Annotated in this window: 16 protein-coding genes; 8 read left to right on the top strand and 8 right to left on the bottom strand. The window is 66.4% G+C overall.

The genetic code is table 11. The features are described from left to right. Positions 1-9: 9 nt before the first annotated feature. The 4 genes from hppD to ACM6LU_RS37525 all read right to left on the bottom strand — a co-directional run bounded on the left by hppD (position 10) and on the right by ACM6LU_RS37525 (position 4,607). On the bottom strand, positions 10-1,083 hold the full coding sequence (gene hppD / locus ACM6LU_RS37510) for a 4-hydroxyphenylpyruvate dioxygenase (RefSeq protein WP_414942618.1): 1,074 nt from the start codon (positions 1,081-1,083) through the stop codon (positions 10-12). Between the two features lie 79 nt (positions 1,084-1,162). Further along, complete coding sequence (locus ACM6LU_RS37515) at positions 1,163-2,134, bottom strand: ParB N-terminal domain-containing protein (protein WP_414942619.1); 972 nt, start codon at positions 2,132-2,134, stop codon at positions 1,163-1,165. Positions 2,135-2,436: 302 nt separating this feature from the next. Further along, entirely contained in the window at positions 2,437-3,378 is a 942-nt protein-coding gene (locus tag ACM6LU_RS37520; RefSeq protein ID WP_414942620.1) for a transcriptional regulator, read from the bottom strand. A 590-nt stretch (positions 3,379-3,968) separates the two neighbouring features. Beyond that, on the bottom strand, positions 3,969-4,607 hold the full coding sequence (locus ACM6LU_RS37525; RefSeq protein WP_414942621.1) for an LmbU family transcriptional regulator: 639 nt from the start codon (positions 4,605-4,607) through the stop codon (positions 3,969-3,971). A 420-nt stretch (positions 4,608-5,027) separates the two neighbouring features. On the opposite strand from ACM6LU_RS37525, the gene ACM6LU_RS37530 reads away from it, so the two are divergent. Continuing rightward, positions 5,028-5,189, top strand: coding sequence for a hypothetical protein (locus ACM6LU_RS37530; RefSeq protein WP_414942622.1), 162 nt, complete (start codon positions 5,028-5,030; stop codon positions 5,187-5,189). A gap of 52 nt (positions 5,190-5,241) precedes the next feature. Here ACM6LU_RS37530 and ACM6LU_RS37535 read toward each other — a convergent pair whose 3' ends face one another. Then, a complete protein-coding gene (locus ACM6LU_RS37535; RefSeq protein ID WP_414942624.1) occupies positions 5,242-5,877 on the bottom strand; it encodes a hypothetical protein in 636 nt (211 codons plus the stop codon). Positions 5,878-6,799: 922 nt separating this feature from the next. On the opposite strand from ACM6LU_RS37535, the gene ACM6LU_RS37540 reads away from it, so the two are divergent. Beyond that, positions 6,800-7,351, top strand: coding sequence for an EF-hand domain-containing protein (locus ACM6LU_RS37540; RefSeq protein WP_414942625.1), 552 nt, complete (start codon positions 6,800-6,802; stop codon positions 7,349-7,351). 432 nt (positions 7,352-7,783) lie between these two features. Here the strand turns inward: ACM6LU_RS37540 and ACM6LU_RS37545 are convergent, their stop codons facing one another. Continuing rightward, positions 7,784-8,293, bottom strand: coding sequence for a TauD/TfdA family dioxygenase (locus ACM6LU_RS37545; RefSeq protein WP_414942626.1), 510 nt, complete (start codon positions 8,291-8,293; stop codon positions 7,784-7,786). A gap of 221 nt (positions 8,294-8,514) precedes the next feature. Between ACM6LU_RS37545 and ACM6LU_RS37550 the strand changes: the two genes are divergently transcribed. From ACM6LU_RS37550 to ACM6LU_RS37565, 4 genes are all read left to right on the top strand, one after another. Next, complete coding sequence (locus tag ACM6LU_RS37550) at positions 8,515-8,793, top strand: hypothetical protein (protein ID WP_414942627.1); 279 nt, start codon at positions 8,515-8,517, stop codon at positions 8,791-8,793. 920 nt (positions 8,794-9,713) lie between these two features. Beyond that, positions 9,714-10,406 (top strand): tectonin domain-containing protein, encoded by a 693-nt coding sequence (locus tag ACM6LU_RS37555; RefSeq protein ID WP_414942628.1) that lies wholly within the window; start codon positions 9,714-9,716, stop codon positions 10,404-10,406. 550 nt (positions 10,407-10,956) lie between these two features. Continuing rightward, on the top strand, positions 10,957-11,322 hold the full coding sequence (locus ACM6LU_RS37560) for a hypothetical protein (RefSeq protein WP_414942629.1): 366 nt from the start codon (positions 10,957-10,959) through the stop codon (positions 11,320-11,322). A gap of 190 nt (positions 11,323-11,512) precedes the next feature. Beyond that, entirely contained in the window at positions 11,513-11,812 is a 300-nt protein-coding gene (locus tag ACM6LU_RS37565; protein WP_414942645.1) for a peptidase inhibitor family I36 protein, read from the top strand. A gap of 397 nt (positions 11,813-12,209) precedes the next feature. Here ACM6LU_RS37565 and ACM6LU_RS37570 read toward each other — a convergent pair whose 3' ends face one another. Together ACM6LU_RS37570 and ACM6LU_RS37575 are read right to left on the bottom strand one after the other, a co-directional pair. Beyond that, entirely contained in the window at positions 12,210-12,863 is a 654-nt protein-coding gene (locus ACM6LU_RS37570) for a hypothetical protein (protein ID WP_414942630.1), read from the bottom strand. Positions 12,864-12,933: 70 nt separating this feature from the next. Beyond that, positions 12,934-13,944: a lysostaphin resistance A-like protein gene (locus tag ACM6LU_RS37575; protein WP_414942631.1), complete on the bottom strand. Its 1,011-nt coding sequence runs from the start codon at positions 13,942-13,944 to the stop codon at positions 12,934-12,936. A gap of 182 nt (positions 13,945-14,126) precedes the next feature. Here ACM6LU_RS37575 and ACM6LU_RS37580 point away from each other — a divergent pair, with 182 nt between their 5' ends. Next, positions 14,127-14,726, top strand: a complete 600-nt coding sequence (locus ACM6LU_RS37580) for a TetR/AcrR family transcriptional regulator (protein WP_414942632.1) — start codon at positions 14,127-14,129, stop codon at positions 14,724-14,726. Between the two features lie 162 nt (positions 14,727-14,888). Continuing rightward, a complete protein-coding gene (locus ACM6LU_RS37585; protein WP_414942633.1) occupies positions 14,889-15,017 on the top strand; it encodes a hypothetical protein in 129 nt (42 codons plus the stop codon). The last annotated feature ends 85 nt before the right edge of the window (positions 15,018-15,102 follow it).

Here is a 15,102-nt window from a genome sequence, read left to right on the forward strand (position 1 = left end):
CCCCAAGCGTCAGGCGTTCCGGGCGGCCGTGTCGGCCGCCTGCTGCCGCTCGACGGCCTCGTACAGGGCGTGGATGTTGTTGCTGCCGAACGTCCGCGCTCCCCGGCGCTCGATCAGCTCGTAGAAGAGTGTCCGCCGCGGGTGCGTGGTCTCGGTGAAGATCTGGAACATGACGCCCGTGTGGTCGCGGTCGGCGAGGATGTCGAGCGCGCTGAGCTCCTCCACCGGCACACCGATCTCACCGAGCCTGCCGGGCAGCGCCTCGTAGTAGCTCAGCGGTGTCGACAGGAACCGAACGCCCCGCTCGGCGCTGGTGCGCACCGCGGTCCTGATGTCATCGGTGAGGAACGCGACGTGCTGCACGCCCGCCCCGCCGTGGGACTTCACGAAGGTGTCGATCTGTCCGGGGTCGCGGGTGACGTCGGGCTGGATGACGGTGAAGGTGAGCATCTCGGACCGGCTCTGGACGACTTTGGAGTCCATCGCCTGCGAACCGACGACGATCCGCTCCTCGAACGTCTTGGTGAGGCCGAAGATCTCCTGGTAGCGGCGGACGGTCTCGTCCAGTTCACCGGCGGACACGCACAGCGCGAAGTGGTCGACCCGCTTCAGCCTGCTCCCGGACGTGCCTCCGCCGGTCTCCTCGATGGCGGGCGCGAACGGCCCCCCTGGCTTCTCACGGGAGACGAAGCGGTGCTCGATGTCCCCGAGGCCGAGCACGGACGCGAACGTGACCCGCGCGCCCGCGGGGCCGAACTCCTCGGGCGGGGCCACGGGTTCGGCCCCGCGCTCGACCGCCGCGGCGAACGCGGCGTGCGCGTCGCCGACCCCGATGCCGATCACCCCGACACCGTCGCCGTGGTGCCGCAAGTACTCGGCCGCGCGGTGGTCCGGGCTGGTGGCCGTCGTCAGCAGCAGCGCGATGTCGTTCTGGCGCAGGAGCACCGACTCGCAGCCACGCAGGCCGGTGCTCGCGCCACCTCGGCCGGCGAGCGCGAACCCGAACGAGTCGCAGAGCCTCGCCGCCGTCCCTTCCGCGTCCTCCACGAAAAGCTCGACGTGGTCGACTGATCTGATTTCCACTTGATACCTCCGAAATAGGTTTCGACGACACCTCGGACAGAGCGGTCCGTCACTTCGCCGAGGCGGGCGACACGCGGCACTAGGCCGACTTCGCGCCTTTCCGTTCGATACGGAACGCGATCTCCGTCCACTTCTCGGCGCAATAGCGCGCCAGTTCGGCGATCGTTTCCGTACTGTGTGGCGGCACACTGTCGATGATCCTGTTCCAGTCCTCGGAACGGACCAGGTGGATGTTCAGCAGCCGCAACAGATCCCGCCCGTTCTCGTTGAGGCGCAACGCGGGGTCCTCCCGCAGCCGCGCCACCACCGTGGCCGGAGGCGGCTTCACCTCGGACCGGGCGACGGTGTGCTCCGGGGGCCGATCGTCGGCACTCAGCCCCACCAGTTTTGCTTGCCGTTTCCGCAGAACCGGGTCCTCCCCGCGCAGCATCCGGTTCTTGACGTCCCGCACGGTCTCCGCCGAAATTCCCGCCGCGCGGGCGACCTGGCGCAACGACAGGCTGGGATCGCCGGTGATCATCTCGTGGGCCAGCCTGCGGCCCGAGCTGACGTCGATGGACCGGACCCGGCCGTCCCGGCCGACGCGGGCGAACTCGCCCGCCGCACCGGCTTCCGCGCCGCGGCGGATGTCGGCGACCGTCTTGGCGGACATGCCGACCACCGACGCGATCATCCGGTCGGACCACCGGCCGTGGGTGGCGATGATGCGCTCCGCCGCCTGTCTGCGATCGGCCGTCGACAGCGGCAGGCCGTGCGTGATATTGGACTCGACAGCCAAAATGAAGGCGTCTTCCGCCGAGCCCTCGAAGAACCGCACCGCGATCGTCTGGCGGCCCGCCAGCATCGCGGCACGAAGACGGTGCACGCCGTCGATGACTCGCATCGAGGGCCGGTGCACCACGATCGGTGGCAACGGCACGCTGGCGGCGACCAGCGTTTCCACATGCTCCAAGCTCTCACCGGCGATTCGAGGAGAGTCGCCTACGGACAGTGAACGGATTTCCACTTCTTCTGTCGGATGCAGATCGTCGTGCCCCAGCGCGAACCGCAATTTCCAACTCCTTAGTTATCGACCCGCACCGCAAATCGTGCGGGCAATGACGCACCATGCCCCAGTGAACCGACGCGTAGCCACCGTGTTCAACTGCCGCCTTTCGCGCAGTTGCACACAAATACAGCGAATTAATTGACAATCGGCCAAAACCCACGCAACGGAATGGCCGAAACCCGAACGCCATGATCGTTCGTTGTTTTCCCAGCGCGACAGCTGGTCACACCGTGCCGCGAGGAGATTTCACCCCGTGACGAATGCCGCCCGACGTCTCCGGCCGGTGCCGGAGCCGTCGGGAACAGTCATTTCGCGTCGTCCGCCGGACGGACCCCCCAGGGGTCGGCGATCGCCGCACGATCGTCCAGCTCCTCGGCGAGAGAGAGCCAGATCTCCGAAAAGTGGCGGGCGAGACTCGTGATCATCACCAGGCAGTGGGGTGGAACGGCCTCGGTCGCCCCGAGCCAGTCCTTGGCCTCGGTCGCGGTGTGCTGGATGAGCCGCAGGAGTCGCCTGCCCTGCTCGTTGTGCCGCAGAGAGGGATCCCGCAACAGTTTCTCCAGTGCGTGCCGGGCCGCATCGTGGGCCGCTCCCGGCGCCGAGACCACCCCCGCGCCGAATCTCGCGTCGATCAGCGCCTCAGGTTCCCGCCCCACACGCTCGAGCTGCTGCCCGGACTCCTTCTCCGCACTCTCGGCCGAGCCACCCTGCCGCGGTTCAGGCGGCGCGGGTTCCTCACCACGCTCGAGCCGTTTGCGAACGTCCCGGACGGTGCCGGGTGAAACGCCGGCGGCCTTGGCGGCCTCCCGCAGTGACGCGTTCGGATTGCGGGCCAGGAAAGCCGCGGTCCGCCGTCGCCCCTCACCGTGGTTCACCGGGCGAACCTTGCCATCCAGGCCGATCCGGGTGGTCACCTCCGGAATGGAGTCGCTGGACCGTCGGATCGACGCCACGGTCCTGGCACCGAGGCCCGTGATCTCCGCGATGGTCCGATCCGACAGGCGAGGATGGGAGGCGACGATCCGTATCGCGGCGGCCCGGCGATCCGCCTGGGACAATGGGAAGCCGTGGGTCACGTTCGCCCGCACGGCCCGCAGGAACCCCTCTTCGGGGTCACCGTCGAAGAACTCGACCTCGATCGTGTCCTGGCCCCGCATCGAAGCCGCCATCAACCGGTGCATCCCGTCGATGACCCGCATCGTGCGCCGGTCGACCAAAATGGGCGGCAGCGGCGAATCCGTCTCCACGAGCCGCGTGACATGCCTCTTGTCCTCACCTCTCAGCCGCGGTGACTCACCTGCGCGCAAAGAAAGTATCGGCACCGTCACTATTTCCTCATGTGCCGTTACCGACCGAAACGAACGTGCATTCATGTCGATCATAAAATCCCCCATTACGTCCGACACCATTCCAAGACCAGGCCCCGCGTCCCCCTCTGTTTCCGGCAAGCCGAGAGAGTCGACCGCACACCCAACCGGCTCTCTGCCGCCGAGCCGAGTGGCAGGCTCTGACCCCATGACCCCCAACTCAAGCATTACTGGTTTCGACCAGAGTCAGCAAGAGCCGCCGCCATGACTTCTCACCTTTATGGAGAAATGGAGCGACTCGTAAGGTTCTTCTCCTCCGGCGTCACGGCTCCCGCACGCGACTTCGTTTGACAACATGCGCTAGGTGTAAAGAACGGCCAGGGGCGCGAATTCCCATCAGCGGCGGCCGCGACTCGGTCGCGTGGCGGATGGACGTGGCCAGGTGGTGCCGTTTCTCGGAGTAAGGCGTTGCACCGTTCAGCGGAACACCGCTCACCACTGAAACTTCGCGTAACAAACGCCGCAACCGATTACCGCGACAGACCCTGCTTCGCGGCCTCATCCAGCGCGGTCACGATCCAATCGTCCAGATCCTTGTTCGCGAGCGAGGCAGCGGCACGCCACCGCTCGACTCTGGAAGGCTCGGCCTGAATCGTTCTCAGCTTCGACTCGGGGCCTCGGTCCGTTTCGTCGCCACCATGGGCGCTCGCGATCTCTCGGCGGAGGGCACGGACCGACAACTTGGCCTCTTCCGCTCGATCAAGCCAGCGATCTTGATCAGCCCCGGGAAATTTCGCCACTTCCATGTGATGATGGAACGTCAGCGTGTCTCGACGCCGAGACATCGCGAACCGGCGAGACACCCAGGCGTAGTTACGCAGGGTCTGATAGCTGAGCCCCACCGCGTCGACAGCGTGCCGGTAGCGATCCTCGTAGTGTGCTTCGCCGTACGCCACCCAGTCCCCCAGGTACCAAGCGGAGGCATTCGCGATCCGGCTGATCTTGGCGCCCGCCCGCCGCCACTCCTGAAATTCCAGCTCACGGCCGGGAAACCGAAGGCCCACCCGGGTCGCGGTAACGGCGTCCCCGGTTGTCTTCTTGCCACTTCGATCCGCATCTCGCGCCGCCTGCGGTGCGAGTTCGATGTCGCCGCCTTCGGACCACTTCACCGGACGATACCCCCACAGTCACCGTACGGACACTAACAGCGACCCCAGTGCGCCGACATCCGCATTCCCCACCGTGATCACGATCATAAAAGGCGCCGGAGATCCAGTAAACACTTACAGGAGATCTGTAACAAAATCTCGCGATCGACTGCCAGAAGGCCAGCTGGCTGCGTTTTTCGCAGTTTGAAGGAACTAAAATAGCGTATTCGGGACAACGTTCTTCAGCGAGCCAGCCGCCGTAGCCGTACCGACGAGTTTCACTTCGATCCGCCCGCGGAAGCGAAGAGACCGGCGAGCACCTTTCGAATTAAATCTTCAGAAAACCCTGAAATCCCGGGGACCGGTCCCCGGGATTTCAGTTCAGTATATTCAATACAGTGGAGACGAGTATTCGCCCTTTATGCTCCAGCGGATATCCCGATGAGATTGCCGAAGGCGACGTCGACGTCCTGCCACTTGTACTCGTCGGTGTTGAGTCAGCAGGGTCACGGACCGTTGGCCGTCTTCGGTGACGGTGTTCCGGAACTCGTGGCCTTCTTCATCTCGGCGAGCTGGGCAGGCGCCAGCAGTTTCCCGGAGTGACCTCACGGTACGGACTGCAAGCCCGCTCGTGAAATCGGTGACAGCCACCCGTTCAGTAGGCGTCTCGGATGCTGAAGGTGGTGATGCAGAACTCTCCCTCGTCCTTGCGATCGGCGATCACCGTGCCTTTGGCGGCCCGGTTTTCGACGGTTCCGGCGACATCGGCGAGGGCGAACCTGGACGTTCCGCCGGTTTTGGTGATTTCGACGCGCGAGCCCAGCGGGAGCAGGGAATCGATCTTGTCGTCCATGAACCGCCGCTGGTGTTCGCAGGCCAGTGCGATCGCTCCCGCCTTGTCGCTCCCGCCGATCTTGGCAAGGAAGTCTCTGATCACCTGGACTCCCTTCTCGGGTGCGCCGGGGGCGGGCCGCCTGGTCACTGTGACCCGCGGGCGGCTCGGGCGGCTGACCCTCGTGCTGGTCTCGCTGCTGGTCTCGCTGCTCGTGGGCGCGGAAGTCGGCGCGGGACTGGACGGCGTGACAGGCGGTAAGGTGCCGCCGCCCTCGGCGAGCAGGAACCCCGGGGCGGCGAAGCCGGTGATACAGAAGGCGACCAGGGTGAGCACGCCGATCAGGATCCCGATCGCCAAGCCGGTCCTGCCCTTGACGGGCGGCGGGGGTGCGCCGACGGTGTTCCAGTAGTGCTGGGGCTGCGGGTTCCGCTGCTCTGACGGACCTGGGTAGCTCATCGGACTCACCTTTCGCGCCGGGGACTGGAACTGGAGCTCCGACGGGCGTCGCAACGTGCGGGTTCCGACCTTTCGGTGGTCTTACGGCTGCCCGGATTCCCTTCCTGAAAGCGAGAAATCGTGCTCGGGAGGAGGTATGAGTGGCGTGCTCTTGGGCGGGCCGGTGACCGGACGTTACGAAGGGCACTTTGCCGAGATTCCACTTACGTGCTGAAAAATGATCAGGATTTCGGGGCCACCAGACTTGCATGATTGTTCCTGCCGGGCGCATTTCAGGTGTCGGATGGGGTCACCTGGTACACCTCAGGGTCCAATGACGACCGCCACCAGCTGTCTGCTGGGGTTCTTCTCAGGGTAAGGCGAGTCAAGGCCGTCACGGGCTCGATCGGCCGCCGCTGAAGGTCATCATCTACGCGAGTGCTTCGAACATTTCCAGGGGCCGGAAGGTCTCGATCTCATCGCAGATCAGGCGCGGGCGGTGGTGGTGCGAGGCGAAAGACGCTGAGGTAGTGGCTGTTCCACTGGACAGCAACCTGTCGGCGTCGCGGTATGGCGCGAAAAGACTGGAGGCACTGCGGCTGCTGACGACAGGTAACGCCAACGGGTTGTGTCGTTCGAGAACTCGCGTGCTCAACGTCGGCTGGACACCTTCCAGTGTCGAGCAGGTCGCCGACGCCCAGGTGCGATACCCGGGCAGTGTGCTTGCGCGCCGCCGTGCAGCGGCACGGCTTCGCCTTCGACGACCGGCAGCACCTGGTCGTTGGCGACTACTCCGCATGGCGCGAGCGCGGTCCCGCTTCGTGGAGTCGGACACCGCCGTCGTCCACGCGGACGACGGCGGCACCACCCGAACGGATGATCCCGCCTCCCCGGTGGTCGCGTCGCCTGGATATTCCGTATTGCTTGGCTACGTTGCGCGGTCATGACTGGAGTTCGCGATCTCAAGTACCGCCAGTGGTTCAAGGGCGCAGACGTCGACGGCGACGGGGTGATCACCCGTCAGGACGTCCGGTTGATGGGCGAGCGTTACGTCGCGGCCCGTGGTGCCGCGCCGGAGTCCGCGACCGCCCGCCGGCTGACCGAGGGGTTGGACGCGTTCTGGACCGCCGTGATCGCGCCGATGGACCGGGACGGTGACGGGAAGGTCGATCTGCGGGAGATGACCGAGGGGTTCCGGCGAGCGCTGACCGATCCCGCCCTGTACCCGCAGCAGGTCGGACCGGTGGCCGACTGCTATTTCGACCTGATCGACCTCGACGGCGACGACAGAGTCGATCGGGCGGAGTTCGGGGAGATCTTCGGCCTGGCGGGCAATGTGCCCTCCGAGGACTGTGCCGCGGTCTTCGACGCGTTGGACCTGGACCGCTCGGGCGGGCTGGATCGCACCGAGTTCCACCGCGCGCTCGCGGAGTTCTTTTACGGTGACGACCCCGACGCCCCCGCCACGCACCTGTTCGGCAGGATCGCCCACTGACCGGCCACGCCGTGTCGTCCCCAGCCCTTGATGTTCCAGGGTGAGAGGAGCCCTTCACCGGCGGAGAGCCACACGGCAGTGGCGTCCTGGTTCCCGGACACCGTGCGCCCCGCCAGCCCTCTGCTGGACTGGCAGAGCACCCGAATCGCTCACCTCATACGACGAACGACCCACACATGAACTACCACTGTCACCCCGAATCGAACCCGCCGGCCAGTCGGCCTGACCCGAGTCCTTGCTGTCGTCGCCATGTCTCTCCGCAGGACCGGATCCGCGGCGCCGAGGCCGGTACGCCCACGGTATCGCCGAACGCGCAGGTGCAGACGACGCTACCGAGCGAGCAGTGGCGCGAACAGCTTTGCGGGTGGCGCCTTCGGGCGGCCCGCTGAAGGCAGGTCGCTGGCCACGGCGGTTCGGTGTCGTCCTCGGTCGTCAGCGGGTGAGGATGTAGCCGTCGTGGGCGCGGTGGGCGCGGGAGCGGCGAAGGTCGGTGAGGGCGAAGGTGCGTTGGAGCCAGCGGTCGGTGCCGTGGTAGCGGGGGTGGAAGGCGGTGCGGCCGTGGGCGGTGACGCGGTTGTCGATCAGTGCCAGATCGCCGGGGGCGAGGCGGGTGGTGCGCGCGGCGTGGTCGAAGGCGTGAACGAGTTCGGTCAGGGCGGCGGTGGCGCGTGGAGTGAGGGCTCTGGTGGCGATTTGGGCCATGCGCATGTCGGGGTCTTCGGGGGCGCCGGTGAGGATCGGGCTGGGTTCGGGGGCCGGGTTGTCGGTGCCGAAGGAGGGTGGTGGGGCGGTGATGAACTCCGGTGCGGACAGGGTCTCGCGGGTTTGGGAACTCAGCACTGGAAGCACTTCGCGTAGGCAGGCGGTGCGCAGTCCGGCGACGCGGTCGTGGTCGGGGCGCAGGCACAGCAGCATGACGTGGTCGGGTTCGTGGGGGCACACGCGGTGGGGTCGGCGGCAAGAGATGGTGGGCGGCGAAGCGGTCGAGCTGTACGGGCAGCCGAGCTGTGGCATCGCCGCGTGAGCGGGTGCGGCGGGGCCATCCAGCAGCAGGTACCGACCCGCAGTCGCCGACGCTCTTGGCCACCACCCGTCACCCACCACCAAGATCGCCACACAGGCAGGCACATCCTGGAACCGCAACGCCCCAGGCGATCACGACCGTGTTTAAAGGGCCAATTTGGGCTGATGCCGAGGAAGAAGAGCGGGCAGAAGCGGCCGAGAAGTTCAGGAGCACCCTGGATCGCATCGTGACTTTCACTCAGGAGATCGACGACAGCGATCTCGACGACCAGGCGGTGACCTTGGCCTATGAAGTCGCGCTGCGCAAGACCTACGTGGTGTTCGGGCATTTGATGCTCGACTGCATCGTGACCGCGATCACCAACGACATCAGCACCATCTCAGCCCGGACCCCAATACTTCACGGACGAGGTCTGTGAGTACCTCGTCACCGGCGGAGGGTTCTTGCGACCTCAAAATTCGAGACGGTCTAATTCGAACCATCAAGGGTTACGTCCCGGACGATGCAGTCAAGCTGGAGCAACACACGCCCTTGAACCGGATAATCGCCCTTCGGAACTTCGCCGCCCACGAAATCCTGCCGGCGGGCGCGAAGTACTCACGGAAATCGGGCAAACCAGATCGGCAGCGCGGGCCCGTGGATCAAACGCCGGAAACGGATCGCAGCCACGCTCGGCACACTGACCAAGCTGGCGGACGAGATCGGCAAGAGAGCACCGTACTGAACGGAACGTTGCTGCCAGGCGGTCGCATATCGTCATTTACCCGATGGACTCGCGACAGGTGAATATGCGCCCTCAGCAGTCGGCGGCCCCGAACGGGCGTTGATCGACAACCACGTCACCGTGCACAGTCGCATCGTCTTCCGCCCCGCTACGACGGCGCCGACCGTTGGCTATAAGGCACCTTCGCCTGGCAGACCTGCGTCACTCCTGCGACCACCGCCCGCACGACGGCCACGTCCTCGCCTGCTGACAAACGAGAACGTTACAGCGGAGGTCGATCAGTGTGGTGGGCGGCCCGCATACCTGAAATGGCTTGTTGGTTCCCTTCATCTCCTTTGTGGAGAGGGCTGAGGTTCACCCGGACAGCTCACCGACGCCTGTGCGGCACACTGAGACGAATTTCCCGGCCGACGATCGCGCGCAAAGGTGGATCTTCCTGTGTCATTGGGGTGACAGCGACGAACGCCGGGTTTCGGACAGCCCGCCGTTGATACGGTCGAAGCAGCCGGAGAACAAGGCCGCGGGAAGCTTGCGAGTAGACAATCACCTTTGTGGTCGATCCTCATTTACCTGCTTTCTGCACATAATCAAATCCTGTGTGAAAGGTGTCAGCAGTGGCTCATTGGAAGAACATCACGGGTGGTCTTTCGGCGATAGCGGTCGGATCTCGGACTGTCGTGTGGGGTGTCAACAGCGGTAGCCAGATCTACCACTACACCAACCACGACAACAACCCGTGGACCGGCATTCCGGGCGGGCTGGCGGATATCGGGGCGGGTGTTGACGGCACTGTGTGGGGTGTCAATTCCGGTGGCAGCATCTTCCGCTACACCGGGGACACTGAGGACAACGCGTGGCTCCACGTGCCCGGGAAGTTGTCGCGCATCTCGGTGGGGTCGAGGACCAACGTGTGGGGCGTCGACTCGATTGGCGGGATCTTCCGCTACACCGGCGACGACGCCGATCCGTGGGACCGGATCCCCGGTGGTCTGGTCGACATCGGGGCCGCGGCGGACGGCACCGTCTGGGGGGTCAACTCGTCCCAGCAGATCTATCGCTACACCTGGACGGCCAACCACTGGGTCGGCATTTCAGGCGGCCTGAGCAGGATCGACGTCGGCTCCAGAACCAGCGTGTGGGGCGTGAACTCCAGCGGCCAGATCTACCGCTACACCAACGACGACGAGAACCCGTGGACGGGCGTCCACGGCACCCTGTCAGACATCGGCGCCGGCGCCGACGGCACCGTGTGGGGCGTCAATTCCGGCGGCAGCGTCTTCCGCTACACCGGAGACTCACCGAACTGATCGACGCCATCCGCTGATCCGCTCACCGCGGCGGCGAAAGCCGACGCGCCTTGACCCGCAGGCTCGATCTCGCGACTCCATCGGACGGTCCATCGACACCGCAGTGACGCCCGGTCAGCGAGACATCGTCTTGCTGACCGGGCGAGAAGCGCCCCGACCTCGCACTGGCGCGGGTGTCGGGGTGCGAGGAACCTCCGAACGAACCAGTGCCAAGTGCCCGTTCCCAAGCTCGGGCTCGTTGAGGGCCTTTGGTGCGGCCACAAGGAACTACTGGTAGATCGGACGTTGCCGACGGTACCGCCCACGCTCTGCCGTGATCATGAGGATGCCTCGGCCTGGTCGATCACGCCGCAGTTTTTCAGAGCGGTGTTCTCGCGGAGGTCGTTGTGGCGGACGGGTTGTCGTTGGCCGCGCACCAGGTGCGCATGAACTTCCAGGCCACGGCCCGGAGGTGGCCAGCTCGTGGCCCGGGCCGAGCCGGTCGCATCGGGTCCCGGTGGCACCACAGCTTGCGCGGCGCCCTCGCACCGTTTCGTCACGCCCTCGGGGCATGGCCGACGGCCTCGCAACCACACCCGCGGCGAGCTTCGGGCAGGAGCCCCGTCGCACGCTGGCCGACGTCGTCAGGAGAACCAGTACGAGCAGGTACTGGCGGGTGAGCTGTGCGGCTGCGGCCCGGACGGGGTTCGTCCTCGACCGGCGTCAACGGCGGCACGGTCCCGGCAACTCCGGGAGTGATCGGCAGCACGAGGCGCGGGAACACCAGCAGGGCGGGCCCGGCCACGCCGGGCGCAGTCCAGGGGCCTGGCGGGATCCGCCGTTGCGGGTGCAGGACCAACCGATGTTGGCGAAGTTCGTCTTTTCGATGACCTCGCGATCGAGTGATCCCAGCCTGCCGATGTGCCACGTTCCGTAGCTCCAACTGCCGTACGTATGGGTTCGCTTGCCCGGCAGCCGGGTGCGGTCCTCCAGAATGGGTGAACAGCCCTACCCGCGAAGCGTAGATTCGGCCGCCGACGGTTCTGCAGCCCAAGGAGATGGATATGCGGCGAAGAAATCGAAGTCTGCGAAAATCAGCGATTGCCACGACACTCGTTCTCCTGACGATGTCGATCGGCGCAGCCCCAGCGTCAGCCTCAGACAACGACTGCCTCATGGGACAGGTTTGCGTGTGGAGCCAGTACGACTTCACAGGCCAGAAGCAAATTCTTCCCGGACAGATCGGAATCTGCCAGGGAATGCCTTTTCCGGTGCACTCGATGAAGCACAACTCCACGGTACTCCCCCGGCCGATCATCCTCGCGTCAACAGTCGATGCCTGCGCCCAACTTCTTCCCACTGTCATTCTGCCCGGTTCCCAACTCCCGCATATCGACCCGCCCATCAGGTCGCTGATAGGAACCTGAATATCTGGCTCGCAGGGGACCGCGATCATCGAATCGGGCACGAATCCAGTCTCGTTCCACCGACCCGTGTCGATATGGACGGTCAGATCACACCGCTCGGCAGCCACCATGCAGCCTCCCGGATGCCGCGCCTTCAAGGTCTCTCGTCCAGCATGCCCAACTCGACACCAGAGTGCCGTTGGCCAGGACCGAGCACAGACCACGGCACGCACGCCGCGTCCGGCGTGTTCCCGGGCCACTTCAGTCACGCAGCCGTCCACGGCCAGCGTCGCCCTGCATCTGGAACTGAGCGGATCCGGATTGCGCGCCGGACTCATGGACGCGCTGCGGGGGCCGTGCGCATCGGGCAGCTCGTGTCGGGCACCCGGCTGCCCTCGGCACGACCCTCGCCACTGACCTAGGTGCCGGCGCCGCTGTCGAGGAGCCAGTGGTAGCGCATGCGCATCGCGCGCTCGACGGCGCCGACCGCGGCACCGACACCGAGTGTCAGGTTGAGCCACAGCGGCAGCCGCAACGGCGACTCGAACGTGCCCAGCGTGGCGGCGATCGGTGGGATCTGGGAGATCGGTTCTGCGATCTGCAGCAGGTTCAATCCGACGCCGATGAGCAGCATCAGGATCGAGACGGCGCCGATGAGCCCGCTCGCGGCGGGATGCTCGCGCGCAAAGCGCATGCGTCGTCCCTCGGCGGATCGCGGGTCGGGCACGAGACGCTGCACCGTGCCGTCGTTATCGACGAAATGGCAGCGGCGCATGCCTCCCTCGCTCCTGCTGACCTCGATGTGTCCGCCCGCGACCGGAAAGCGCGCCGGCAGCTTCGACTCCAGCCGGAGGCGGCCGTCGAGGTAGAGTCCGGCCCGCACCACGCCCGACTGGGCGTCCCCGCCGTGCTTGACCTCGACCGTGTGCACGATCGGACGTCCGTGGACCGGGAGGGTGATCGACAACACCGAGCGCCGCACCATCTGCCACCAGCGGAAGGGCTTGAGCGCCCGCCCGTCGCCCGGCTTCGCACGCTTGGCCAGCCGACGTTCGTTCCAGCTCGCGCTCATGGCTCCTGACCCTCTCCGCGGTCGACCGCGATGCGTCGCGCGGCTCGCCGCCGCCGATTCCGACGGGGCGTCACCGCTCGTCCGATGTCGTGCCGGCGAGCGTGCCGACCTCCGGTCCGCCGGCGCGCGTATCGCGTGCCGGCCCCCCGTTCCCGGGGGTGCGCGCGGGGCCGGTCCTGCGGGTCATCCACCAGACGATGGCGGTGATGACGACCAGCGCCGCGCTGGGGACGAGGTTCGCCCACGAACCAACCGCCTCCGACCGGGCCGCGAGCTCGGCGCCCACGTCGACGTGCAGGGTCGTGCCGAGCACGAGGAACGTCACGTTGTAGACGCCGTGCAGGACGACCGCGACTTCCAGTCCGCCCGTGCGCCAGGTGACGACCGCCATCGACGAGAACAGCACGAGGTAGGAGGCGAACAGGAACGGGTCGAGCGTTCCGTGGGCGAGCGAGAACAGCACGGTCGTCACGACGATGCCGAGTACCGCGCCGGACCGGGCCCCGCGCGTCCAGCCCCCGAACACACGAAACATCAGGCCCCGGAACCCGTACTCCTCCCCCGCCGCGCCGAGAGGGGTCAGCAGCATTCCGATGGCGAAGAACCAGACCAGATCGGCGGTCGTCCACGGAGCGGGGTCGCCGGCGCCCAGCGACCCGATCGCGATCACGACCAGGAGGGGCGGGCCGAACACCAGCAGCGCGCGGCCGAGGACGCCGAACCGGAACCGCCCCGCCACCGAGTGCAGCGCCCTCGCGGGCACGCCGTAGAGGACACGTTGCACCAGCATGCTGTACGGGATCAGCGCAGTCAGCGCCAGCGCACCCGCGGCCTGACGCAGCGGCGTCGAGGGCCCGGAACGTGCGAACAGCGCGGCGTCTACGACCTCCGAGAGACGTTGGAACAGGACCGCGAACCCGATGAACCCGGCCACCAGCAGCACGATCGCGACAATCCCGCGCAGGATGCGTCGCTTCTCGGTCGCGTAGACCCGGTGGTACTCGAGGCCCGCCGGCACCGCGGGCGTCCACATGGGGCGGTCACCTCGCAAGAGCCAGGGACCGTGGTCGGTGACCGTCATTGTCTACTCCTCGTCGTCTTGACGTGTGACCGTCTGGGGCTGTCGCAGTGACACGAGCCGCTCCGGGCATGTCGACACCCCTACTGCCCTGCTCTTCGACTGTCACACTGTACTACTTTCTTCACAGTAGCACAGTGTGCTAACAATGGTCGGAGCGCCCGCCGGATGGAGTGAACGGACCGATGCCGCACAACACGCGAGACAAGATCCTGATCGCCGCGGCGACCATGCTCGGTGAGAATCCGACGGCAAGGCTGAGCGTGCGCGCGGTCGCCGCACGCGCCGGCGTGAGCACCGGGTCGCTGCGACACTTCTTCCCGACGCAGCGGGAGCTGCTCGACACCGTGGTCGCCGGCATCTACGACGTCGAGCTGCCCGACGACCCGATGCAGGACACCGCGCGCACTCCTGACCAACGGCTCGTGGCGTGCCTGCAGCTGCTGATGTCGCAGGTGGGGACGGGCGATCAGGCACGCGAACACTGGCGCGCGCAGCACGACGCCTACGTCGCATCACCCCCGTCCGAGGGCGCCACCTATGCTTTCCTGGCCCTCGAACGACTTGCCGTGCACCGTGTGGAGAAGTGGTTGGCCGTCCTCCGCGAGGAGGGCGCGCTCGCCCCCGGCACGCTCGAACACCAGGCCCGCTTCCTTCTCACCGTCGTCACCGGCCTGCTGACCGAACGTGCTCTTCCCGGCGACCAGGCACGGCTCGAGTTGGAGGCGCACACGCTCGCGACCGCCGCCTCGGCCGTGCTCCGGCCGGCGTCGGGTCCCGTCTGACGCGGTCTGTTCCGGATCCGTGCAGTATTAATCGGCTCAACGCCCCCGGCGGTGTCCAGTGACACGATCCGGACAAGAAGACCCTGTCAACAACAGGCGTCGAGCAGAGAGCCGTCTACAGCCATCGCCGCCTCGAACCGGCCAGCTCCTCTTGAGTCGGTCGTGCAGCTGCAGGAAATGCTGACGACGCAGCCGGTGATCGAGCAGGCCAAGGGCATGCCGACCCGCACCCGATCGGATCACCACGGCAAAGCCTTCGCGGCGTCGCTGACCGTCACCCGCACCGAATGACCGTCCCCGAGCAACCGCGGCACCAGACGACTGCGCACATACCCGGTCGCACCCGTCACCAGAACCCCCGCACCCCCGGGACCGA

The sequence above is a fragment of the Amycolatopsis sp. cmx-11-51 genome (genome assembly GCF_047608665.1).
Taxonomy (GTDB): Bacteria; Actinomycetota; Actinomycetes; order Mycobacteriales; family Pseudonocardiaceae; genus Amycolatopsis.

Excerpts from the sequence above, each read along its gene's own strand:
- ACM6LU_RS37530 (WP_414942622.1), top strand. The coding sequence starts at position 5,028 with ATGAGATTGCCGAAGGCGACGTCGACGTCCTGCCACTTGTACTCGTCG.
- ACM6LU_RS37535 (WP_414942624.1), bottom strand. The coding sequence starts at position 5,877 with ATGAGCTACCCAGGTCCGTCAGAGCAGCGGAACCCGCAGCCCCAGCAC.
- ACM6LU_RS37540 (WP_414942625.1), top strand. The coding sequence starts at position 6,800 with ATGACTGGAGTTCGCGATCTCAAGTACCGCCAGTGGTTCAAGGGCGCA.
- ACM6LU_RS37560 (WP_414942629.1), top strand. The coding sequence starts at position 10,957 with ATGGCCGACGGCCTCGCAACCACACCCGCGGCGAGCTTCGGGCAGGAG.
- ACM6LU_RS37565 (WP_414942645.1), top strand. The coding sequence starts at position 11,513 with ATGTCGATCGGCGCAGCCCCAGCGTCAGCCTCAGACAACGACTGCCTC.
- ACM6LU_RS37570 (WP_414942630.1), bottom strand. The coding sequence starts at position 12,863 with ATGAGCGCGAGCTGGAACGAACGTCGGCTGGCCAAGCGTGCGAAGCCG.
- ACM6LU_RS37575 (WP_414942631.1), bottom strand. The coding sequence starts at position 13,944 with ATGACGGTCACCGACCACGGTCCCTGGCTCTTGCGAGGTGACCGCCCC.
- ACM6LU_RS37580 (WP_414942632.1), top strand. The coding sequence starts at position 14,127 with ATGCCGCACAACACGCGAGACAAGATCCTGATCGCCGCGGCGACCATG.